The following is a 24,667-nucleotide window of genomic DNA, read 5'->3' on the forward strand; positions in this document are numbered from 1 at the left end:
AGTGAATGCCGTTGTACTCAAAATCCGTGTCGATCGAGTCGCGGGTTGTTCCGGGAACGTCCGATACTATATGCTTGTTTTTCCCGATAACGGCGTTAACATAGGAAGATTTGCCGACGTTGGGTTTGCCGATGATTGCTAACTTGATGATATTCTTTTCGTATTCAATGTCTTCCACATTGCCGCGGAAACCGTCACCCAGTTCTGATAAAATATCATCAAGGAAGTCGCCTATGTTTCTGCTATTGAGCGCGGAAATACTTTTAGGTTTTCCTAATCCGAGCTTGTAAAAATCTTTATTAGCAGCGACGTCCAGATCAATATTTTCATTGTCCGCTTTGTTGACGCAGAGCAGATGTTTTTTTCTGGCGCGTTTGATGGTATCTGAAATTTGTAATTCGGTTGTTGTAAGTCCGGAAACGGCATCGACCAGCAATATAACGAGATCGGATTCTTCAATGGCAAATTGCGCTTGCTCACGGATTGCCACGTTGATCTCGTCGCTCGCGTCAGGCATATATCCGCCGGTGTCGATGAGAACAAATTGTTTCCCGTTCCAGTCGGTGATCTCGTAATGCCGGTCGCGCGTTACGCCGGGTGTGCCGTGAACAATTGCATCCTGGCGGCCGATGATTCGGTTGAATAAAGTTGATTTGCCGACGTTGGGACGCCCAACGATTGACACAACCGGTATCCGATTAATTCGTTTCATTTATTTGCAGCAATAATAGTATTGAATTTATGCGTCGAATTAAATATGATAGTTATAATTCGGTATTGATTCAAGTCCAAACTTCCTGTTCAGAGCACAGTTCATGATGGTTTTCAAGGAAATAGAGCTTTTCAACATTCGCCAATTTAAACATAAACGCATTGATTTCAGAACAGGATTCAATCTGATTGCGATAGGCCCCGCTCAAGGTAAGTCAACGTTGACTGAATCTTTACGAACGGCATTGTCAATTTCTGCAGTAAATCCGCCTGATTATTTCAAAGAAGAAACTTCCGACTCCGCAATCCATTTAGTGGTACTAATTAACCGGAAGGAGTATTATGTCAAGAAAGAATGGGCAGCGCAAAAGCTGAAACATAATGTTGTCACATCAAAAGATGGAAAAGTAACGTATGATCTGACCGATTCGGCACAAGCAACTCAATGGGTATGTCATTTTCTGAAACTTGCCGATAAAATGTTCAACGAGAGTATGGAAACCACTCCGGTGGATTTATTATTGCAACGTTACGATGTTATTTGTGGCCTTATTTTCCCGTATAATTACTATGAAAAAGCGGCAGATTCTGTATGGCTCCACACTCTTCTTAATATTCATTTATACGATCATATCAATTCGGAGTTGAATCATATTCAGCAAATTGCTTCTGGTTCACTAAATGAACTTAAGATGAGCCGCCAGGCCGCTATAGCTGACCGGAAAATCGTAGAACGATTCGAAGAAGATCTGAGACATACAGATCATCAAATCAAACAACTGCTCTCGGTTATTGATCAGGTATCAGCCGGTGCACAGGCAGATGAGGCGGAACTTCGACAGGCGGATAAGATATACGAATTTATTGTGGCGAAAAAACATGAAATCGAAAGGATCGATTTCGAGTTGCGCAGCTATAATTCAGTATTAAAAAATGAAATTGGCCATGAATTTACAGAAGACGAGATACAGGAAATTGAAAAGAAAAAGAAAATATATGAGCAAATATCATTACAGGAAGAGTCGCTTCGCAAAAAAATTGTTGAACGGGGGCATCTGGAAAAGAATCTGAACGGCATTCTCAATGAAATTACTCAACATCAGATTTCGCAGGCACCATCCGATACAGGAGCCGGTAAAACAAAGCTGGATACTTACAAGTCAGAAGTGAAGAGAATTCGCGAAACGTTAAAATCCTATTCGAGCCTCGAACACGACATGGAAGCTGCCAAGCGCGAAAAAAACCTGTATCAATCATCTCACGACAAGCATCTCGTGATCGGCAAACTCAAACAATTCGTATCGCAAAACGAACAAAAAAATGTCAAGTTTCTAATTGAAAAACTGGAACAGGACCGGGGCATAATTGTGAAAGAACTTGAGCAAATGCAATCGACGATGCATGAAGATCGTTATCGGAATCTTTTTAGCAAAGTCCAGCAGTTTCGGCAACAGATAATTGAGCAGCGTAAGCGAATCGAACTGTTATACGAAAGGAGACTGGAAACATTACGAAGCTTCGAAGAAAGTGTTAGCGCCGAACCGGATCTGATGGCCATGGAAAGTCGTTTCCGTCGCCAGGTTCATCTAAAGAAATATCTTTCGGTGATAACAGAAGTTGCGCAATTCATTCAAAAAGATGTAGAGGAATCACGTACCGCCGAATTTCAACAACATATCCTTAACCACGCTTCTATATTACCCGACTTTTTTCTTCAACTGGCTGGGTATGTTCTTCAGTTTCAGGACAAGAGTATCCTGCAATCTCAAGTTAAACGCTATTCACATTCACAGATTGCAGAATTTAATTTAATTTTCCGTTTGCTCTGCATTGATTATGCTACGCACCATTCCGGAGCGGTGTTAGATGAACACTATCGCTGGTTGATGGACCCAGCGCAAATTTCAAGAATTGACACACTGCTTCAACATCTGCATTTCGAACAGTGCATCGCATTTGATAAAGCCTAATACTCAAGATCGCCCACGATCAGATCCTCTCGTATCGGCTGAATTGTTTCTTCAATAACCTTTCGATGTTCCGGATGATCCACGTATATTTTAAGGTCTTCCTTATTTCTGAAACGACTTACCAACATAACGTCAAAACCTTTATTGCGATGGGAAAAATTGACGCCCGCATGCATGTCGATCAAAGCCGGGATCTTATTTTTCAAGCCGTGCAAAGACTCCGTCATCGAATTAATTTTATCTGCGGGTGTATTTCTTTTAATCTTAAACATGACAATATGTTCGACCATAGATTCCTCTCAAGTGAGAATGAATGTTAGAATGCAAATTCGACCTCAACTTGTTTAGTAAAATATCTGTTGTAAATATAATTTGTCTTTGCTTCAATTCGAATCCTATACAACCCAGATTGTGCCTTCGAGCTTGAAATGGCCGTTGTTCCAGAATCCTTTGGAGCGCCTTGTTTTCTAATAGAAGATGAGTCAACTGCTAATCTGCGTTTGAGAAGTTCGTTAGGAAAAATACCGCCAACCATACCTTGACCCAGCTGACGATTCCATAGAATAGAATTTTTTCCGATCGAAAATGATTTATTTAGGCATAATAACCCTATTAGGTTGTTTTTTTCGTCAAAAATTCTCGCTGTTATTTTCGAGTGTTCCGTTAGAAGAAAATCAAACCTGACCGAGCTATCTTGAAGCGATATATTCAAATCGAGAATATCAGTTCCGATATGAAAATATTGCGCACTTTTCTTATCATTGATAAATACTTGTCCGTAATTCCTTCCTATGGCGATGCCTCGGGGCTCGAAAAACTGATTATCTCCGTCGCCAATGTTTCCAAAACGCGTAATATAGTTCAAGTGTCTGTCAAATTTATGAACGCAGTGGTTGAACATATCCGTAACCCAAATATTAGAGTAGAAATCGACCGCAACAGAAGTCAAAAATACTTGCTGATAACCATAGTCATTGGAATTAACACCCGCTATGAACCGCCCGTCCGGAGTAAGTTTCCGAATGCGCGTATTATTTAGATCGATCACCACCATGAATTCTTCTCTAAAAAATAAGTCGTTTTCCGTGGGGTCAGCAAAAGCAATTCCATCCGGCCGTACCATAGAAACTGCAAGGCCATTTGAATCATTCTTATCGCCCAACGCATATAGAAATCCCATGTTTTTGTCAAACACCTGAATTCGATCATTACCTGTATCGGTTATAAATATTCTTCCTTCTGTTCCAAGTGCAATGCCGCGGGGTTCATTAAATTCACCCGGTTTAATTCCCTTTTTACCAAACGCATCTACGAATGTAAGGTAGCTGCCGGGATTAAATAATTTTACGATACGGTTATTGCCCGAATCGGCGATATAGACATCGCCGTTGGAATTACAGGCTATACCGCGGGGTTTTCGCAGTTTTTGTTTAGGTCCTTTTCCCTCGTAAATATCAATACTCTGCATTGAGCTGTTAAAAATGATGTTATTTTGTCCGGAATTAACCCCATAGACGGTGAGGTCATCATCGTCGTTCCTATTCTTCGGATCATCCGTGCTTTTTAGCCTCGTGGCGGCAAGGCCTTGCGGATCATCAGGCGTGACGTCGGTTCTTCCGATCAACGCCATAAATGCGAACAAATGCACTGCGGTTGCTTTGTGCAGCGGCGCGTGGCGGGCTGGGGGATAAACCAGCGTCGTAGCTTCATGAACTCTTTTTGCAATGGTTTCCTGAGTCGATGCAGAAGTCACCAAACCGAATAGAAGAATATAAATCTGAAAACATCGAATCATAGGCAGCGTATGTATTTAATTTAATTTTTTTTTTGCGGGTTTGAAATTAGACGAATCAATTACTATTTGCAAGTTCAAAAAATTAATTATATTATTGGAATAATAATTATCGAATATCGTTGAAACAAACGGCTTTACGAATGACAGCAAAAGATTTTGAAGAACAGGCGATGCCTCACGCCGATTCTTTATACAATACGGCTTTGAGGTTGACTCGGAATCCGTCGGATTCTGAAGATCTGGTTCAAGAAGTATTTTACAAGGCCTTTCGGTCTATTAACCAATTCGAATCAGGGACCAATATGCGGGCTTGGCTTTTTAAGATATTGGTTAATACGCATATCTCGCAATACCGGAAAACGGCAAAAGACCCGTCGGTTGCGGGATACGATGATATTGAGGAGTTCTCATTATATGGGCAAGTTCACAGCCGTTCTAGTTCCTTAACCGATTCACCTGAAAGCATTCTGGACCGTTTTTTGGATGAGGATATCCGAAAGGCCATCGATAAGTTGCCGGACCAGTTTAGGGACGTCGTCATGCTGGTAGACATCGAAGGGTTTTCATACAAAGAAGCGTCGGATATTTTGGAAGTTCCCGTGGGCACCATTATGTCGCGCTTATTCAGAAGCCGGAAATTATTACAGAAGTATCTTTGGGAATATGCCGTTGAATACGGTTACGTCAAACCATAATGAAATTGAATACTAAAGGAAATCTCATGAAGACACCGAATGGTAATGAAACCGATCTCCACGCGCACGATCATACCCTCAAATGCGGGGAAGTTGTTCATCGTGTATACGCCTTTTTAGACGGGCAGATGAATCTAGACGATGTGCTGGTTTTTAAGGATCATTTGAAAGTGTGTTTGCCTTGTCAGGCGTACGTGCAGTTCGAAGAAAAACTGATTAATATGATCAAGTCAAAAAGCTGTAACGACGAAACAAAAATACCCGCAGCACTGATGGATAAAATAAAGAAAGCGATCGAAGTATCTAACCTGCCTCCTAAGAGCTGATCAGCGCCACCCTTGCGCAATAGGCAATCTTCTTCCAAAACCGAACGCCTTTGTCGTAACTCTTAAACCCGGAGCCGCCTGTCTGCGTTTATATTCATTATGATCCACCAACTTAAGTACTTTTTTTACAGTTTGTTCATCATATCCTAACTGAATAATTTCCTCTTCTTCCCTCATATTTTCTATGTACGCTTCCAAAATACCATCGAGCACATCATATGGGGGCAGAGTATCCTGATCTGTCTGGTTCGGCTTGAGTTCAGCTGATGGCGGTTTGAGGATCGTATGAGGCGGAATGATTTCCTTATTTCTGTTGATCCATCGTGCGATGCGATAGACCATCGTCTTTGGAACGTCACTGATGACCGCTAAGCCGCCGCACATATCTCCGTATAAAGTGCAGTAGCCGGCCGCTAACTCGGATTTGTTACCTGTGCTTAGCACCATCGCATTTAATTTATTTGATAAAGCCATCAAGATATTTCCACGTAACCGCGCTTGAATATTTTCTTCGGTAATGTCTTCGGGCAGATTCTTAAATTGTGAATGCATGGATTCCAGAAATGCGTTAAACATAGATTCAATTGGGATAGAACGGTATTCAATTCCCAGATTGGTTGCCAGTTTTTTTGCGTCGTCCTTGCTGTGCCTGGATGAATATCTCGATGGCATTGAAACACCAATAATATGGTCTTTACCAAGCGCTTCGACGGAGATTGCAGCGACTAATGCCGAATCGATTCCGCCACTTAGGCCGATGATCGCTTTCTTAAACCCGCATTTACTCATATAATCGCGTATCCCTAAGATAAGCGCGTCATAGATCTGTTGTTCGTCAGGCGCGGTCCAGCCATTTGAAATAGCGCGATTTGCTTCGATATCAACTACAGCCAGTTCCTCTGCAAAAGACTGAGCCTGAGCCAAAAGTTGTCCCTCTGCATCCAGAACAAAACTACATCCATCAAAAATCAGGCTGTCATTTCCGCCGACCAAATTCACAAACACGCAAGGGATATGGTATTTTTGAGAGATGCTCTTGAACATATTTAACCGGAGATTGCTTTTATTGACATGAAAAGGGGAGGCAGACATATTGACCAGGATATTTGCGCCTTGATTAATTAATTCCTCAATTGGGTCTGAATGATAGAGCCGTTGTTTCCAAAAATCTTTATCATTCCAACTGTCTTCACATATTCCTATACCTAATTTCATTCCCCGGAATGGAAATACTTTTTTTTCTTTAGCCGGTTCAAAATGGCGCATTTCATCAAAAACATCGTAATTTGGCAGAAGGGATTTATGTTGGATTCCGATAATTTTACCGTTCTCCATCAGCGCGGCGGCATTGAATACATGATGGCCTTCCGGGTTTTCATTGGGCGATACGAATCCGCATAAGACACCGATGCCGTCGGTATGTTTCATTATGTCATTCAGAGTTTCCGTATTCCTTTTAACAAATATCTTCTTTTCGACCAGATCTTCCGGTGGGTATCCGCAAATGCTGAGTTCCGGGAATACGACCAGGTCAGCCTGAGCCTTACGTGCCCTATGTATGAAGTCAATGATCCTGATGGAATTATTTTTTAAGTCGCCGACGCGGGTGTTGATTTGTGCGAGAGCTATTTTCATAAAGTTATTTAGAATGCTTTTTGTATAGGTTATAATAAAAAAATCCGACTTTAGATAAAAATCGGATTCTTACAAAAGAATATTTGATCAAACATTATCAATTACGAATGACATCAATGATTTTTCCGCCCACACGAAACTCGGAAAACGCCGGATCTATTTCAATTGGTTCCAATTCTGAATTGGCGGGCTGTAGAACGATCTTCGAGCCTCGTTTATAAATACGCTTGACGGTAGCTTCCTCATTGACGTAGGCGATGACGATATCGCCATTAGCAAATTCTGTCGTATATCTCACAACAATATAATTTCCATCATAAATTCCGTCTTCGATCATACTGTCACCGACGATTTGAAGCGCAAAAATATTCTTATTCCGAGCCATGTCTTTGGACGGCATCGAAGTCAAAAATCCCATGTCCACGCTTTCAGAGAATCGGGGTGTTCCTGCGGCAACTTTGCCAAGAATGGGAATACCTGTAGGATCGTCATCCATTACGTAATTTACATTATTTTCCATATTCTAGTTCTCGCATTAATTTGGAAAATAAGAGTTCATTTTGTTTTTTAATATGAGATAGGTGCGCTAACAGACGATTGTCTTTATTTAATTTACAAAATTTTGATAGAAAAGCAAGCTGTTTTTCATCACTCGGCAATTTATTGGACTTACGCTCAAACACCAAATAGTTAAAAACTTCCAATTCACGTAAAAAAGAGTAGTTTTGATGCAAGACTTGAGCGTCATCGCCAGAGATTAAGGATAGGTCTTGAAGCAAACGAAGCGTTTGTAACGTATTCTCTGTTTGAAGAGAATGATGGCTTTTTCCAAATTTCATTTGATACGCCTGAATGGCATATTCAATATCAAGTAAGCCGCCTCTGGAAAATTTTAAATCGTGAATGCTGTCGGAGACCGTCTTAATTTTTTCCTTTGTTTGTCTTAACCTCATATCAATAATTGAATGAATTTCATTTGTTGTAAAATCTTTTTCATATGCGATTTTTATGAACAGTCGCGATACTTTTTCCTTTACCGTCGCTGCTCCGCATATAAAACGTGACTTGATCAGTGCCTGTCTCTCCCAAAACATGGCGCGACTTTCAAAATAGCTCTCATAACGGGACACGGTTACTACAAGCGGAGCTTGCTTACCTTCCGGCCTCAACCTGGCGTCTATTTCGTAAAGTCTGCCTCGTGGCGTTATTTCCATGATCCGTCTTAAAAAATCTTTGGCTTTTGCGATAAGATCGTCCACGTCCGACGAATTATCGCAGACGAAAACGACATCCAGATCTGATTTATAACTCAATTCACGTCCGCCCAGTTTTCCAAGCCCGATAAGCGCCACAGGGTCAGATTCATCAAAACTTTCAAAAAAAATTTTATTCAATATAAAATCCGCAAGGCGGCTGATGTCTTCACACAATTGTCCATTGTGTTTTTTTGAATATTGCAGTGCAAGTTTTAGGAATTCCATCTTCTTGAAATCATGCATATTACTGTATCCTGAGAATTCCAGCTCGGGAAGGTATTCGCCGTCTTGTAACCAGTCCTGGTAATGTGTAATAAGATAATCCACATATAATGGCGATTCACTCAATACGTTGATAAACGAATGCGAATACGAACAAAGGTCCAAAGTAAGTTCTAGGAACTTGGGTTGATGTAAGTAGGTTTTATAGAGCATTTCGGGGAACGGATATGCAGAAACGATGCGTTCAAAATTCATGATGGTATGGTCGGGCGCCGGCGTCAGCTGGACACCTGCGAGAAGATTAGGCAATACCTGGACAAAAAGATCTTGAGTTGTGATCGCATGAAGCTTTGGAAACTGGCCGAAATTTAATAAACGTATGATTCGATGCGTATGCTGAGGCGATTCAAAACCATGTTGGGTCAGCCTGATTTGAAGAGCCTGATTTAATGTCTCAAACCTGAAAAAAAGCGCCGTATCACCCGGATGAGAGACACTATCGGATATTTCGAAAACCGCATCATATATTTTACGAACAGAATCAAGATGAGAGTCGAGTTTCCGAATAAACTCCTCTGCATTATTATAATTCAACAAATAGGCGATTTTTGTAAATTGTTTCCTCTCCCCGGACATGGAATGCGTCTGACGGTCATCCGCGATCTGCAGAATGTGTTCGATTTTACGGTACAAAACGTAACTCTCCGCAAGGAGTTTATTTTCCTCTTTCGAAATAAGTCCATTATCAAATAATTTCGCTAAACCCGACAAGGTGTTCCCGGTTTGTATTTCTGAGATTCGTCCTCCGTTTATAAGTTGTAAGGCCTGCAAAATAAATTCAATATCACGAATACCCCCGGCGCAAATTTTGATATTTAACTTATCCGTCGATTTTTGTTCCTCGATTCGCCATTTCATTTTTGCAATTTCTTTTAGCGGCGATGAAAAAAAAGTTTTAGGATAAATGAATGGCGATAGTTGGGTGAGGAACTTTTGGCCGAATTCAACCGAGCCGGCAACGACGCGCGCCTTAATCAGCATCTGCCTTTCCCAGAGCTGGCCGCGTGATTCGTAATAGTGTATAAAACCGGACGAACATCTCGCAAGAGGTCCCGAATCGCCGTCCGGCCGCAAACGCGCATCCACACGGTATAATTGTCCTTCTCGGGTTGTGTTGACCATGGCGGCGATGAATGCAGAGCATAATTGATTATAAAATTCGTGGTGAGAGATTTCACGTTCGTTGTAATGGATCTGACCTTCTTCGCTGTAAACAAACATGAGGTCGATATCCGAACTGTAGTTCAATTCACCGCCTCCGAGTTTTCCCAAAGCGATCACGGCAAAATCGGTGGTGGGGGACGAATATTTTTCAGTTAACGAATCAGAAAATAATTCTAGAACAGCCCTTATTAGTTCATCAGCTAGCATCGAAATAGCTCGCATTGTCGCTTCTAAGGGGTCATCTAAAATATAGTCACGGATTCCGATCTTCAGAAGCTCACGGCGCTTCAATATTCGCAGTTGATCTAATTTTCTGGTGATTGAGTAGGTAGTATTATTCATAATCGCACGGATCGACTTTAGCAGAGGGTTTATATCTAATGGTTTGCAATCGATATCAGGACGAATTAGAAAATAGGTATACTGAAAATCTCTGATGATGAGGTCGCTCAAAAAACGGCTGGAAGTAAAAATTTTGACCAGCCTTGCGATGATGGGCGGGAAATCGCAAAGCATTTTGTAGAATGAAACTTTGTTGATTACGGATTCGGTCAGTTGTTCAAATGTATTAAGCATTTCATCGGGCACAGGGTTGTGTTGCAGTTCATAGTGCAGACGGGACAAAAATGCAGTATCTTTATCCGGTATGTTTTCTATCATTTTTGCGAGGTTTACATGCGCCTTTTTCCTATCCTCAAACAAACTTAAAAAATCATTTTCGGAGAATTGATACATTTGAATTGTATGTTTTTGGAATATTGTCTACTTTGGAAAGGTAAAAATTTAATTGTTTTCATGCTAATTAAAAATACGTGACGGAAGCCGGAGAAAGCCATCATGACCGATAAGAAAGTTGACGAACTTCGAAAACTCAAGCAGGAAGCCTTGTTAGGAGGAGGCAAATCCAGAATTGAGGCGCAGCATAAGAAAGGAAAACTTACGGCGCGGGAGCGTATCGACTTATTGCTTGATGAAGGGAGTTTTGAGGAACTTGATATGTTAGCGAGACACCGTTCATCCGCATTCGGCCTGGAAAAGGAACGTCCTTTAGGCGACGGTGTTGTAACCGGATATGGAACCATTGACGGCAGGCTCGTGTATCTTTTTAGCCAGGATTTTACCGTGTTCGGCGGGAGTCTTTCCGAAGTGCACGCCGAGAAAATTATCAAGATAATGAAAATGGCGATGAAAAACGGTGCGCCTGTGATCGGACTTAACGATTCCGGTGGCGCGCGGATTCAGGAAGGGGTCGTGAGTCTTGGGGGCTATGCCGATATTTTCTTGTTAAATACGCTCGCGTCCGGCGTGATACCGCAGATCTCTGCTGTGATGGGACCATGCGCCGGCGGTGCGGTTTATTCTCCGGCAATTACCGATTTTGTGTTGATGGTGAAAAACACCAGTTACATGTTTGTTACCGGACCGAATGTGGTTAAAACCGTAACGCATGAGGAAATCTCTTCGGAAGAACTTGGCGGCGCAGTGACGCATGCGACCAAGAGTGGCGTGGCGCATTTTGCAACAGAAAACGAATTAGACTGCCTCATGAAAATAAGAAAACTGCATAGTTTTCTTCCGTCGAATAATATGGAAGACCCGCCGCATAACCAAACCGCCGATCCGGCTGATCGTTGCGAAGAAGCGCTTAAAACCATTATACCCGATAGTCCAAATAAACCGTATGACATCAAAGATGTAATCAAACTCATCGTTGACTCGGAGGATTTTTTTGAAGTGCATGAAAGCTACGCACAAAATATTGTTGTGGGTTTTGCCAGGTTGGGCGGTAAGTCGGTCGGAATTGTAGCCAATCAACCGGCAGTGCTGGCGGGCGTGCTTGACATTGATTCCTCTCTCAAAGGCGCACGGTTTGTGCGATTTTGCGATGCATTCAATATTCCATTGGTCGTATTCGAAGATGTACCCGGTTTCTTGCCGGGCAGCGATCAGGAATGGCGCGGTATTATCAAACACGGCGCAAAACTCCTCTATGCATTCTGCGAAGCGACCGTTCCGAAAATAACCGTGATCACGCGCAAAGCCTATGGGGGCGCCTATGATGTGATGAACTCAAAACACGTCCGTGGGGATATTAATTATGCCTGGCCATCGGCGGAAATTGCCGTCATGGGCGCAAAAGGCGCGGTTGAAATTATTTTTAAGAAAGAGATCGAAAATTCCCCCGATCCTGTCATAACCGAAAATAAGCTCATCGACGACTACAAGGACAAGTTTGCCAATCCATACAGTGCGGCTGAAAGGGGTTATGTGGACGATATTATTGAACCGCAGTTTACACGGCCTAAACTTATCAAAGCGTTAATGATGCTGGAGAATAAAGTCGACACCAATCCCAAGAAGAAACATGGAAATATCCCGCTCTAATTATTAGAACACCAAAGCGCTTTAATTCACAACTGAAGTGTAAACTTTAAAATACACACTGCTTTATGGCCAAAAAAAACTTGTAACTTCTACGTTATTCAAGTATATTATTTACACTATTTTTGAGTTCGCTTTCCGGTCCGGCACATAAAAAAAGTTCTTCCAAATAGAATTTCTATACTAATGCTCCAGCATGGCTATTTTGATCAAAGGTTCGGATTAATAATTTTAGCTTCGGCTTCGCCGAGGCGCGCCCAGATTCTTTCTCAGATCGGATTCAATTATAAGGTTGTTCCAAGTTCGATCGAAGAAATTTTTACAAATCACGACCCGGTTGAAGTTGCCAAAGAACTGGCTCTTAATAAAGCCAAAGAAGTGGCAGAAATCTATCCGGAGAGTATTGTGATAGGCGCCGATACGATTGTTTTTTTGAATAATCAAATTTTGGGTAAGCCGGCGTCAGAGGCTGAAGCCATTGACATGCTGCGGTCATTGAGCGGTAATACCCACGTCGTATACACGGCATTTGCCATCATTCAAAAAAGTGTGAATAAACAAGTCGTAGATTTAGAGGCCACGGAAGTCACATTTAGAAATCTTTCAGATGAAGAGATACGCTTGTATGTGCGATCCGGTTCTCCGATGGACAAGGCGGGAGCGTACGGAATTCAAGATCAGAGCGCTGTATTTGTGGAGAAGATCATAGGAGATTTTTATAACGTAGTGGGATTGCCCATCTCGAAAATATATGATTATCTTCAGAGCCAGTTTTAGGAAGGCATTAGAGAACAATGAATGAATCCTATTTTAAAGATTTTGCCAACCGGCTCAAGGAAAGACGCGAAGATCTTGACATCACTTACAAGAAGATAGTCAGTGAAACTAATTTAAAAAAAGAGTGGATAACATTTATTGAGTCGGGTAATTTTGATTTTGCAGCGGAAGTGTATATCAAAGGGATTTTACGGCAGTATGCAGCGCAGATTCAAATTGATGCGGATGAAGCTCTGAAAGAGTATGAGCGTATTAAGGAAAAGATTAATTTTATTGCTGAAGAGAGGTATGTCGAAGTAAAATCATTTGATGCCAATCTGCATTTTTCGCCAAGGGAGATCATTGATTTTGTTATTACTTCCAAAAAAGACGACGTTTCGGTTGAAGTTCAGGGATTGGAAGCCGAAGTAAAGAAAAAACTACTGCGAGAGCGAAAAATCAATTTTGCCGTTATGAGCTCGGGCTTACTGTTGGCAGTTATTTGTCTGTTTTATGTATTCGTCGATTCATCGGTTGACCAAAGCATTCCGCCCGACAAGAAGACGTCGGTAATATCCTCAACGGCGATGAAGGCTCCTGTCAAGAAGGCCAGATGGGAACTGGCTGAGCCGGTATTGTCAGATCAGCAAAAAGCGTTAAGAGGCGCTTCTGAAAAAAGAATGGAAATGGACAGCACGAACAAAATAAACAATCTAAAAAATGCTTCACTCAAAAAAGATGATATACTCGAACCGATATCCGTTCAAGAAGCCGCACTTTATCTTGAACACAGAATTTCTAATTAACGTGTTGGAGAAACCTCAATGATGCAATATCTCAAAAATCTAAGACTACGCGCCAAACTGATGATTGGTTTTGCCGTATTCGCCGCTTTTTTTATGACGATCGTTACCGTGATTTTTACCGTTCGATTATATCAGACGGCGGTAGATGATCAAAATGAATTGCTGAAAACGTACTCGGATATTACGGCAAAAAACATCAGCGCAGGATTGGATTTTGGAGATAAAGCTTCGGTGCTTAGTTCTTATGAATCCATCAAAGGATCGGTGGAGTTTGTCGTGTCTTACGATGCATCCGGGATGGTTTTTGCAACGTTTGTAAAACAAGGGCGTGATGAGGACAAGATTGTTGAGATGCTGACGAATAACATATCGCAATGGAAAAATTCAAAAAGCAAAGAGTGGCGTTTTAATGAATCTCAGATGAATTGCGTTATTCGCCCTATTGTCAACAGCGTGGATAATGAGATCGGTGTTCTCGCCATGGGCGCATCTACGGAACCTATTTCAACCAAATTAAACCAAGACATTGCATTCAGTGTGATTTTACTGCTTGTGACCATCGGTGTTGGCATATTCGCAGCCTACGTATTTAGTAACGTTCTTGTAAAACCGATCACGCGAATAGTCGACCGCATGCGCGACATTGCTGAAGGTGAAGGTGATTTGACAAAAAGAATCGACGTGGATTCTGCCGATGAGATCGGTGAGCTTGGTAACATATTTAATACTTTTGTTGGAAAACTGCATGAATTAATCGGTCAGGTTGCCAAAGCGTCTGCTCAGATATCACAGTCCGTCGAGTATATCAGTAATTCTTCATCGGGTGTTGCCAACGGCGCAGAACAGCAATCCAATCAGACGACGCTTGTCGCTGTCGCAGCAGAAGAGATGTCGGCGACCATCGTTCAAACATCAAGCAACACATCCGATGCCGTTCGATTGTCGAAAGATGCGCACGATGCCGTGCGGCGAGGCCGCTATGTTGTGGATGATACGGTAAAGGGCTTGCACAATATTTCCGCTGTGGTCAGCGAGTCCGCGCAAACGTTGCTGGAATTAGGCAGGACGGTGTCACAAATAGGAACGGTTGTTGAGGTAATCAACGACATTGCCGATCAGATTAATTTGCTCTCGCTAAATGCTTCTATCGAAGCGGCTACAGCGGGCGAATACGGAAAAGGATTTGCAGTAGTGGCAAGTGAAGTCAAAAACCTAGCGGAAGGGACGACGCAGTCAACGCAGGAAATATCTCACATGATTGAAAAAATTCAAATTGCCATGACGAATGCCATTCGAGCGATGGAGCGCGGCACTAAAGAAGTTGAAAAAGGAAGGGAACTTGGAACTAAAACGGCTGAAGCGCTTAATGATATTCTGCAGGCAAATAACCAGGTAATGGAAATGATTACGAATATTTCGGTTTCGGCGCAGCAGCAAAGTCATACGGCCGAAGAAATTTCTAAGAACATCGAAAATATCGCAAACATTACAAAAAATACGGCCCAAGGAGTACGACAAATAGACGGATCAACCGATACTTTGGTCAATCATACGGAAGTTTTAAAATCTGTTGTCGGAAGATTCAAATTATCAGACAATTAATTGATAATAAGTGGGGTAATATGAGTATTTATGAGCAGTTACTTATGATAAAAGACCGGAAGGGTTCCGGTTACTTTGTTTTGATTGATCCGGACAAAAAATCCGAGGGGGACACTCTTAAAACGGTTGAAGCATGCGTCGCAGGAGGTGTTGATGCTATTTTAGTCGGAAGCAGTCTGCTTTTATCACAACGATTTAATTCGACCATTAAACAAATTAAAGCAGAATTTAATGTACCGGTCATTTTATTTCCAGGAAGCACCATCCAGCTTTCTGAATATGCAGATGCGGTTCTCTTTTTATCACTCATAAGCGGGCGAAATCCGGAATTTCTGATCAGTACGCAGGTTCTTGGCGCTCCGATTATTCGTAAAATGGCATTAGAAGCAATTTCTACCGGCTATATGCTCATCGAGTCAGGTAAGACGACGGCTGCAGAGTTTATGAGTAATTCAAAACCGATACCGCGCGACAAAAACGATATTGCGGTGGCCCATGCAATGGCTGGCGAATATCTCGGGATGAAAATGATCTATTTAGAAGCCGGAAGCGGAGCAACTCATTCCGTTCCGGAGGAGATGATCGAAGCGGTTAGCGGGTACATTACTATCCCGGTCATCGTTGGAGGTGGAATTAGTTCACCGGAAGCTGCTCGTAGGAAAGTTGAAGCGGGAGCTGCGTTTGTTGTGACGGGCAATGTATTAGAGCCTTCGGAAAATATAGGTCTGATCAAAGAATTTTCAGATGCTGTACATTGGAAGAATCCCACGATAGAAACACCCTTTCTCAGAAAGGTCAAATGACGCGCGCGCTCATCGTTTTTGCAAAAAAACCGGAAGCGGAAAAGGTGAAAACGCGGTTAGTGCCGCCGTTAACCTTTGACGAGGCGAAAGAGCTGTATATATGTTTTTTGAAGGACGCCATAGTACAATATTGCAAGCTCGCGTCGGAAATGAAGTTCAAAATATTTCTGATGATCACACCGGATAATGCAGTCGGCTATTTCACGGAATTCATGAACACAATTCCAGAGATAAAAGATCTAAAATCAGACATAAAAATTCTTGTGCAAAAAGGGGCTAATCTGGGTGAGAAAATATCAAATGCTTTTGATACCGTGTTTTCTGAAAAATATACGCAGACCATGGTCATAGGAACGGATCACCCAACATTGCCTGATGAATATATTGCCAGAGCCTTTGATGAAATGGGCCAGAGTAAAACCGACTGCGTCATAGGCCCAACAGAAGACGGAGGGTATTATTTGCTCGGTTTAAAAACGATTCAAAAAGACTATTTTACAGGAGTGGCATGGAGTACGGAAAATGCGTTTGCTCAAACTTTAGAAAATTTGATCAATAAAAAGAAAGCGGTGCAGCTTTTACCGATGTGGTATGATGTAGATGATTACACTGCTTTAATTAAGATGCTGGATGAACTGGCACAGGAAAAAAGTAGACACATACCCTTGTACTCAAAAAAATTCTTAAGTCAAATGAAAACGGTTGAGGTATAGGCATCATGGCTGAAAATAATACACAGTTGCGACTCTTACATTTCAGGTCTGATAATCAAGATTACGCGATGGACTTGAACTGCGTAAAAGAAATAATACGTATGGCGGCCTTGGATCATGTTTCAGAATTACCGGAATTTGTTAAGGGCATTATTAATTTGCGCGGAGAAACTTTACCGGTCGTTGATTTTCTGTCGAGATCTGGCGCGGGAACCACAGCGATACAACTTAAGACGCGCGTAATTATTATGAAAATTAAGTCCGTAACTCTGGGTTTGATGGTGGATGAAGTTAAAGAAACTTTTGAAGTTGAAGAAAAAGATATTTCAAAAAACATTCAACCGGATGTTGTCATTGATCCTAAATATATTTTGGGTACTTTTTTGTTTAACGAGCACATGACCATTTTGGTGGATGTGCAGAAATTATTTACCGTAAATGAATTCAAAAAACTCGAACAGGGCGTAATTAATGCATAGAGCTGATGCAGAAACTACTGCGGCAAAACGCTCGCCAACAAGGTACTCCGCGCGTGAGACAGAGTTTTCGGAGGAGTATTTTATAAAGTTCCGTGATTTGATTCGGACGAAAAGCGGTATTTTTTTTGCTGACCGTAAAAGATCTGATTTGAAAGCGGGGGTTTTGAAGGCTTTTCACTATTCGGGCATGAAAAATCTGAGCGAGTATTTTGACCTCTTATCCGTTGAAAAATCGAATTCACCTGCTTTCAAAATGCTGGTTTCATTTCTGACTATCGGAGAGACTTATTTTTTTCGGCATTTTGACGTTATCGAAAGAGAGGTTTTGCCAAACCTTATCAAGTCGCATCAACACGATAAGACATTGCGTATATGGAGCGCAGGCTGCTCTACAGGGGAGGAGCCGTTCACAGCGGCGATGGTTCTGAATCACCTGTTGCCTGATATAAGGGAATGGAACATCAGTATTATCGGAACCGATATTAATATTAATTCACTGCAATATGCTAAAGACGCCGTGTATAGGCCGTGGTCATTGCGATCAATTAGTGATTTCTATAAGAATAATTTTTTTACAAAAAAAGACGGCTTGTATTACCTTGATGATCGGGTAAGGTCGCTTGTTAATTTTGATTATTTGAATTTAGTAGACGACGCATATCCATTATCTGAAAATTTCACGAAGGACCTTGATCTTATTTTTTGTAGAAACGTTACGATCTATTTTGAGATGGAAACGACGATTAAAGCCGTTCATAAGTTTTATGAATGTTTGAAGGAGAAAGGGTATCTGGCCGTGGGGCATGCGGAACCCAGTAGTTTAATTTATGATAACTACGTGTCCGAGATTTATCCGGATGCAGTTATTTATCGACGTGATACGGCTCTGAAAAAAGAACAACAATATAAGACCGGTATACGAATTCGACGGGATATATTCAAAGACTATAGCGACCAGCAAACGATTGCCTCCTCTGCGAAAACGGCTGTTCCTGATTTATCTGGATTGCAGAAACAGATCGAAAAACTTGAGATTCACAGATCGTCTCCAAAAAAGGAACAACCCGTTTCACAAAGAAGTGAAGTTCGTGAAAAACTGACTCAGCGCAGTGAGCAAATAGAAACCAATAGGGTACAGAGCACGCCTGAAAAAACGGCCGCTCAATCTGAAGTTGAACGGCGCGCTCAGCTTAACGAATCGGATCTTTTCTCTAAGGGAGTAGAACTTTTTCAACAAAATGATTTTAACGCCGCCGAAAAGTCTTTTATAGAGCTGGTGGAGCGATATCCTAAAAATGCACGCGCTTTATATATGGTGGCTCATATTAAGGCTAACAAAGATCTTGTAGAAGATGCAAAACTATTTTGCCAGAAAGCAATTGAAAACGATTCTCTGCTTATCGAAGCATACTATCTTTTAGGCCTGATATATAAAGAAGAGAATGCGTTTGACCAATCCATCCGACTTTTAAAAAAGACGATCTATATTGATCCAAATTTTGCCATCGGTTATTATGATTTGGCTGTTAACTATTTTAAACTAGGTGACAATGTCCAAGGTCACAAATATCTAAAACAGACAGATAGAATATTAAAAACCTGTAATGACGATGATCGCATCGGGCTGCTGGATGATCTGACTGCGCGCGAACTTGGCATGATGGTCAAAATGTGGGATAACTAACGAGTAAGGGATATATATGAGCCATAACCAAAACATGCATACGGACGAAGTATTTGATGAAGTGCATAAACTGATTTCCAGTTTATTGACAAGGGAAATCACGCCTGAACAACAGGAAAAGGTTTTACTCGAAAGAGCCGTAAAGTTAAAAAAGGTTGAAAAAGTAGAAGATACCGGTGAAAAAATGGATGTGGTCATTTTTCAGCTGGGTAGTGACTTGTTTGCGCTCGAGGCCCAATATATTCACGAAATACGTCAGATCGGCGAGATTACCCCGGTTCCGTGTACACCTGATTTTGTTCTCGGAATAACCAGTGTAAGGGGTTCAATCTACTCGGCGCTTGATATTCGAAAGTCGTTCAGCGCAGACGAGAAAGTTGTATCACCGGAAAGTATGTTCATTCTAACAATTTGGAACAAGATTGAGGTGTGTTTGCTCGTTGATTCTGTGTTGGAAAAAAGAGGCATCCCGAAACGTGACATTAAACCCATTGTGACAGGTTCCAAGAATGCAAATCTAAATTATGTTATTGGTTTCGTTTTATTAAACGAAAAAATGGTCACGCTGATAGATTGGAACGGGTTTATAGCGCACGCAAATATTGTTGTTAATGAAGAAGTATAAATATTTAACTTATAGCTGATGGAGTTTAGATATGTTTGATCAACAGATTCTTTGGTTTTTTCTCGGATTAACGGGCGCAACGCTAATTTCAATTGCGTTTTCATTTAGATTGTCAAAGCGACGATTCTATAAAAATATTACTATCGCTATCGTTGTGATTGCAGCCGGGGATGCTTTTTTTGGTTTCTTGCTTGGCAAGTTCAGCAGCAATATGTTGGCTTGGGCCGTAGTTTTTGTTGCAGGATTTGTTTATTCCTTTATTGGAGTTTATATCATTGCAAAGAACTTAGTCTTGCCGCTTGATAAAATGGTACACTACTACAAAAAAAGCGTTTCAGAAGGTGATTATTCCCAAAAACTCGAAATTGATCCAAAAAGCCCTCTCTTTGATGTATTCGAGATAGTAAATAATCTGATTAAATATATTGAAGCTTTGAAAGATAAGATTCAAGATACTGTTTCAAAATTGTCTACGCTCGTAACGGAACTTACAGCAACTATGGATCAGCAAGTGCATGGGATGAATGAACAATCCACTGCGCTCAATCAGACAACAACAACGACTCAAGAACTTGCCGCTACATCCCATCAGACTACCGAGAAGGCTCAGTTTGTTGTTGAAGCAACGGAGAAGAGCATGGAAGTAACCGGCAAAGGCAAGAATGCGGTAGACGGCACGATTGATGAAATGAACGAAATCCGCCGTAAAGTTGAGCGTATTGCAGAACAAATTCTAGATTTGAGTGAAAAAACACAGCAAATCGGTATCATTACCACTACGGTTAATGATATTGCGGAACAAACGAATATGCTTGCCCTGAATGCCGCTATCGAAGCAAGCAAGGCGGGAGAGTTCGGTAAAGGTTTTGGTGTAGTTGCATTCGAAGTTCGCAAATTGGCGGAAAAAAGCAAAGAAGCCTCGCTGCGAATTCGTGATCTCATTACGCAAATTCAAAATGCAACCAATTCCACCGTAATGGCCACTGAAGAAGGCTCTAAACGCGTCGATATCGGCGTGGAGAAAATACGTGAAGCCGGCCGGCTCATGGATGAAAGTATGCAAAGTCTTGAGGAAAATGTAGGTTATGCGCAACAAATCCTCGTTGGAAGTAAACAGCAAACCATCGGTATTGAACAAATTACATTGGCTATGGCTAATATCAATGAGGTGGTGAAACAGGTTGCAACCGGCACGCATCAAACTCAAAATGCCGTTGATTCGGTACTTACTTTGACCAAAGATCTTGACGAAATTGTTGAAACACAGTTGAATGGGAATGGAAACGGGAATAAACGGTCTTAGGTTTTAGGTTTTAACGCCACATAACAAAAATTATATGGAACTTTCGAAAGAAGAATTAAAAGAAATGATGTCCATTTTTAAGGTGGAAAGCGAAGAACACCTTAAGAATCTGAACAAAGGACTTCTCAAATTAGAGGAGTCACCCACATCGAAAGAATTGCTGGATGAGCTTTTCAGAACGGCGCACAGTATCAAAGGCTCTGCGCGGATGATGGGATTCAGCAAGATAGAAGCAGTATCTCACAAGATTGAAGATATTTTCGGCCTGCTCCGAAAGGGAAAAACATCGTTAACTCCAGAGGATTTTGATCTGGTTTATGAAGGCGTCGATCTGATTTCACAGATCATAGAAAAGATTTCTTCCGAAGGAACCGACGACGCCATAGATGTCAATACCCTAAACAAACGCCTCGAAAAATTGGTGCAGGCTAAGAATGCGGATTCTGAACAAGGAAAATCGAAAAAGTCCAAGTCAGCCCCGGCCACCACGAAAGCCGAAATAGAGGAAGAGCCGATTACCGATATTGAGTTGACCGAAGATGAAATGGTGCCGAGATCAGAACAATTTCAATCGGCACTCGATCCTAATGCGACAGAGATCTTTGTAGAAAAATCGGATGGAACCGGAAAAAATTTAGGCAGCGATGATGCCTTCATCCGGGTTCCCACCCGGAGGTTGGATGATCTGATGAATCAGGTCAGCGAACTTATCACTACGCGGATCAAGTCACAGCAGCGTTTGTCGGATATTCGTAAAATATTAGATTTTTGCGAAGAGTGGGGGCAGCAGTATGAAAGGGTGAAACAAATTGTTGACAAGACGGGAAACCGGTTATCAACTGAACATGAAACGGGCCCCGGAAATGGTAAAATGGCAAGGATCAGCAAGGAGCTTATCAGCCATACGGATTTACGCTATTTGATCAATTCATTTAATAATTCATTTGATAAAATCGCAAAATTGATAGAATTCATAAATGATTTGCATGATAAGCATAGCGAAGAAAACCTAAGAACAGCCGTTATTACCGGCGATATTCAGGATAATCTGAGGATCATCCGTCTGCTTCCGATTTCCACTATTTTTGATTTATATCCCCGCATGATTCGTGATATTGCAAAACTTCAGAGCAAAAAAATAAAATTTGAAGTGTTTGGCGCAGAAACACGCGTTGATAAAAAAATATTGGAGGAATTAAAAGATCCGCTTATTCATTTGCTTCGAAATGCAATTGATCACGGCGTGGAGTTGCCGGCAGAGCGTGAATTGTCAGGAAAACCTCCGGAAGGGCAAATCTCCATTCGAGCCAGCTATGCCGGCAATATGGTTCAGATCGAGATTTCTGATGACGGCAAGGGAATTGATACTGAAAGGATTCTGCAAATTGCCATAAAAAAAGGGTATATAAAGCAAGATCAGGCATCCGAAGTTACAAGGAACGACCTGATCAGCCTGATCTTTCATTCCGGATTCTCTACCGCAAAAATTATTACGGATCTGTCGGGACGCGGCGTTGGTTTAGATGTTGTAAAATCCAATATTGAGAAGATCAAAGGTACGATCGAAACGGAGTCGGAAAAGGGCAAAGGATCAAAATTTATTATTAAAATACCCTTAACGCTTTCTACGACGCATGCCCTCATTGTGGATATCGGAGGCGATCAGTACTCCTTGCCGATCGATTATATTGAACGAACGGTACGACTGACTGAAGAAGAGTTGTGGACCGGAGGAGCCAATCCGTTTGTGATGGTTGACGGTTACCCGGTGCCTTTATTTAAGCTTGAAGACGTACTAAGCAATCCAAGACAACGGTTAAAAAGCCGCGGTTTGTTAAAGACGGGCGCAGTTCAGAAAATAGGTCAGCATATCAATACCATCGAGACCAACAAATTTCCCGCCGTTATTTTCAATGCGTCCGGCCGTCGCGCGGCTTTTCTCGTGGACAAATTGTTGGATGAGCAGGAAGTCGTAGTGAAAAGCCTTGGCAATCAATTGAAGCGCGTAAGAAATGTAGCAGGTTCCACTATACTTGGCGACGGTAGAATCTCTATCATTTTAGATCCGAATGACCTCGTCAAATCTGTACAAGGTTCCGGCGGGAAGTTTGTTTTCAAAGAACGACGCAGAAAAGATCTGGCCAAAAAAAAAATACTCGTTGTAGATGACTCCATCACTACGCGAACGCTTGAAAAAAACATTTTGGAATCCGCAGGTTACAATGTTGTCATTGCGACCAATGGCCAGGAGGGCTACCAGAAATTGCATGAAGCGGTGTATGACGTTGTTGTAAGCGACATCGAAATGCCCTTAATGAATGGATTTGAGTTTGCCGAAAAAGTTCGAAAAGAATCTAAATTTCCGGATATTCCCTTTATCCTCTGTACATCCTTGGAATCGGATAAAGACAAGCGCAGGGGAATCGAGGTTGGGGCAAATGCTTATATTATAAAGGGGAGTTTTGATCAATCCAATCTGCTTGAGACCATAGAAAAATTACTCTAACTAAATTATGATTAAAATACTAATAGCTGAAGATTCGCCAACCGTAACGATGATTCTTCAGAAAATATTTGCTGCTGATGATGAATGCCAGGTGATCGGTACGGCTAAAAACGGCAAAGAAGCGATTGACAAAGTGAAGCTACTGCGTCCGGATATTGTTACAATGGATATTCGTATGCCGGTTATGGACGGCTTCGAAGCAACGAAACAAATAATGACATCTCATCCCACACCAATTCTCGTGATTAGTGCTTCGGTAGGTAAGGACGACCTGAATATTGCTTTTAATGCGATACGAGCCGGTGCTTTAGATATTGTTGAAAAGCCCAAGGGTAATCTTGCCATGGATTATGAATACATAGGCAGAGACCTTATCAAGAAAGTAAAAATTCTCTCCGGCGTTAAAGTATTTCACCACGTGTCGGGAAAAGCAATTAGTGCGCGAGCTGATTCCAAACAGGCATCGAGCGGCGATATGCCGCTGACGCCCGCATCAAATAAATTTGGAATAAAAACGCCTTCTACGAGAGAATTGCTGGCTGCCGATAAGCGTTTGTATCCTAAAGCAAAGACCAGTTCAAAGCCTCCGGAGGTTGTAGCCATTGCTTCTTCCACAGGCGGGCCTTCAGCCCTTCTGAAGATCTTAAAAAATTTGCCTGATACTTTTCAGATCCCGATTGTTATCGTACAACATATCTGTGAAGGATTTGGCCAGGGTTTTGTAGACTGGCTTAACAAGGAGTGTAATTTGACTGTTAAAACTGCTGAACGCGGTGAAGTCCTAACCCAAGGAAATATTTATGTTGCTCCAGACGGGTTCCATCTATTGATCGATCCAGGAAAAGTGGTGCGCCTGAGTAAATCAATGCCTATCAATGGCCTACGACCATGTGCGACATTAATGATGGAAACTGCAGCGAAAGTTTACGGCGGTGCGACTATTGGCGTTATTTTGACCGGCATGGGGCGTGATGGTGCCGACGGTATGAAAGCTATCAAAGATGCCGGCGGTCTCACTATTGCGCAAAGTCCGGAAACCTGTGTTGTTTTTGGCATGCCAAAGGAAGCAATCGAATTAGGAGTTGTTGACAAGATTCTCCCGATCGAGCGCATAGCAAACGATCTGGAATATGTAACTAAGCTGAATGAAATTGAAAACGCATAACTAACCGGG

The 24,667-nt window shown here is 41.8% G+C and carries 21 protein-coding genes; 15 read left to right on the forward strand and 6 right to left on the reverse strand.

Features of this window, described 5'->3' with window-relative positions:
* Positions 1-712 (reverse strand): GTP-binding protein (locus F9K33_08485; protein ID KAB2879569.1); only part of this gene is annotated, 712 nt, incomplete at its 3' end.
* A gap of 103 nt (positions 713-815) precedes the next feature.
* On the opposite strand from F9K33_08485, the gene F9K33_08490 reads away from it, so the two are divergent.
* Positions 816-2,681, forward strand: coding sequence for a hypothetical protein (locus F9K33_08490; protein KAB2879570.1), 1,866 nt, complete (start codon positions 816-818; stop codon positions 2,679-2,681).
* Here the strand turns inward: F9K33_08490 and F9K33_08495 are convergent.
* Positions 2,678-2,971: a Dabb family protein gene (locus F9K33_08495; GenBank protein ID KAB2879571.1), complete on the reverse strand. Its 294-nt coding sequence runs from the start codon at positions 2,969-2,971 to the stop codon at positions 2,678-2,680. The two genes, F9K33_08490 and F9K33_08495, sit on opposite strands and share 4 nt — an antisense overlap.
* Before the next feature lie 26 nt (positions 2,972-2,997).
* A complete protein-coding gene (locus F9K33_08500; protein ID KAB2879572.1) occupies positions 2,998-4,476 on the reverse strand; it encodes a hypothetical protein in 1,479 nt (492 codons plus the stop codon).
* A gap of 140 nt (positions 4,477-4,616) precedes the next feature.
* Here F9K33_08500 and F9K33_08505 point away from each other — a divergent pair, with 140 nt between their 5' ends.
* Positions 4,617-5,171: a sigma-70 family RNA polymerase sigma factor gene (locus F9K33_08505; protein ID KAB2879573.1), complete on the forward strand. Its 555-nt coding sequence runs from the start codon at positions 4,617-4,619 to the stop codon at positions 5,169-5,171.
* The gene (locus tag F9K33_08510; protein KAB2879574.1) at positions 5,171-5,497 is read left to right on the forward strand and encodes a hypothetical protein; all 327 of its coding nucleotides are present in this window, start codon (positions 5,171-5,173) and stop codon (positions 5,495-5,497) included. Before F9K33_08505 ends, F9K33_08510 begins: the two co-directional genes overlap by 1 nt.
* Here the strand turns inward: F9K33_08510 and F9K33_08515 are convergent, their stop codons facing one another.
* The 3 genes from F9K33_08515 to F9K33_08525 all read right to left on the reverse strand — a co-directional run bounded on the left by F9K33_08515 (position 5,498) and on the right by F9K33_08525 (position 10,569).
* Positions 5,498-7,132, reverse strand: a complete 1,635-nt coding sequence (locus F9K33_08515; protein ID KAB2879575.1) for an NAD+ synthase — start codon at positions 7,130-7,132, stop codon at positions 5,498-5,500.
* A 97-nt stretch (positions 7,133-7,229) separates the two neighbouring features.
* Positions 7,230-7,652 (reverse strand): repressor LexA, encoded by a 423-nt coding sequence (gene lexA / locus F9K33_08520; GenBank protein KAB2879576.1) that lies wholly within the window; start codon positions 7,650-7,652, stop codon positions 7,230-7,232.
* Complete coding sequence (locus F9K33_08525; protein KAB2879577.1) at positions 7,642-10,569, reverse strand: hypothetical protein; 2,928 nt, start codon at positions 10,567-10,569, stop codon at positions 7,642-7,644. Before F9K33_08525 ends, lexA begins: the two co-directional genes overlap by 11 nt.
* A gap of 102 nt (positions 10,570-10,671) precedes the next feature.
* Here F9K33_08525 and F9K33_08530 point away from each other — a divergent pair, with 102 nt between their 5' ends.
* The 12 genes from F9K33_08530 (at position 10,672) to cheB (ending at position 24,658) form a co-directional block, all read left to right on the forward strand.
* A complete protein-coding gene (locus F9K33_08530; protein KAB2879578.1) occupies positions 10,672-12,219 on the forward strand; it encodes an acyl-CoA carboxylase subunit beta in 1,548 nt (515 codons plus the stop codon).
* 183 nt (positions 12,220-12,402) lie between these two features.
* On the forward strand, positions 12,403-12,993 hold the full coding sequence (locus F9K33_08535; protein KAB2879579.1) for a septum formation inhibitor Maf: 591 nt from the start codon (positions 12,403-12,405) through the stop codon (positions 12,991-12,993).
* Positions 12,994-13,010: 17 nt separating this feature from the next.
* Positions 13,011-13,778 (forward strand): hypothetical protein, encoded by a 768-nt coding sequence (locus tag F9K33_08540; GenBank protein KAB2879580.1) that lies wholly within the window; start codon positions 13,011-13,013, stop codon positions 13,776-13,778.
* Positions 13,779-13,796: 18 nt separating this feature from the next.
* Entirely contained in the window at positions 13,797-15,380 is a 1,584-nt protein-coding gene (locus F9K33_08545; protein KAB2879581.1) for a methyl-accepting chemotaxis protein, read from the forward strand.
* 20 nt (positions 15,381-15,400) lie between these two features.
* Complete coding sequence (locus F9K33_08550) at positions 15,401-16,183, forward strand: geranylgeranylglyceryl/heptaprenylglyceryl phosphate synthase (protein KAB2879582.1); 783 nt, start codon at positions 15,401-15,403, stop codon at positions 16,181-16,183.
* Complete coding sequence (locus tag F9K33_08555; protein KAB2879583.1) at positions 16,180-16,896, forward strand: glycosyltransferase; 717 nt, start codon at positions 16,180-16,182, stop codon at positions 16,894-16,896. Before F9K33_08550 ends, F9K33_08555 begins: the two co-directional genes overlap by 4 nt.
* 5 nt (positions 16,897-16,901) lie before the next feature.
* A complete protein-coding gene (locus F9K33_08560) occupies positions 16,902-17,375 on the forward strand; it encodes a chemotaxis protein CheW (GenBank protein ID KAB2879584.1) in 474 nt (157 codons plus the stop codon).
* Positions 17,368-19,059, forward strand: coding sequence for a hypothetical protein (locus F9K33_08565; protein ID KAB2879585.1), 1,692 nt, complete (start codon positions 17,368-17,370; stop codon positions 19,057-19,059). Before F9K33_08560 ends, F9K33_08565 begins: the two co-directional genes overlap by 8 nt.
* 16 nt (positions 19,060-19,075) lie before the next feature.
* Positions 19,076-19,684, forward strand: coding sequence for a purine-binding chemotaxis protein CheW (locus tag F9K33_08570; protein ID KAB2879586.1), 609 nt, complete (start codon positions 19,076-19,078; stop codon positions 19,682-19,684).
* A gap of 31 nt (positions 19,685-19,715) precedes the next feature.
* The gene (locus F9K33_08575; GenBank protein KAB2879587.1) at positions 19,716-20,987 is read left to right on the forward strand and encodes a hypothetical protein; all 1,272 of its coding nucleotides are present in this window, start codon (positions 19,716-19,718) and stop codon (positions 20,985-20,987) included.
* A 34-nt stretch (positions 20,988-21,021) separates the two neighbouring features.
* Positions 21,022-23,493, forward strand: coding sequence for a hybrid sensor histidine kinase/response regulator (locus tag F9K33_08580; protein ID KAB2879588.1), 2,472 nt, complete (start codon positions 21,022-21,024; stop codon positions 23,491-23,493).
* Between the two features lie 7 nt (positions 23,494-23,500).
* The gene (cheB, locus tag F9K33_08585) at positions 23,501-24,658 is read left to right on the forward strand and encodes a chemotaxis-specific protein-glutamate methyltransferase CheB (GenBank protein ID KAB2879589.1); all 1,158 of its coding nucleotides are present in this window, start codon (positions 23,501-23,503) and stop codon (positions 24,656-24,658) included.
* Positions 24,659-24,667 lie beyond the last annotated feature (9 nt).

The sequence above is a fragment of the bacterium genome, assembly GCA_008933615.1.
In the GTDB taxonomy this organism is placed as follows: Bacteria; CLD3; CLD3; order SB21; family SB21; genus SB21.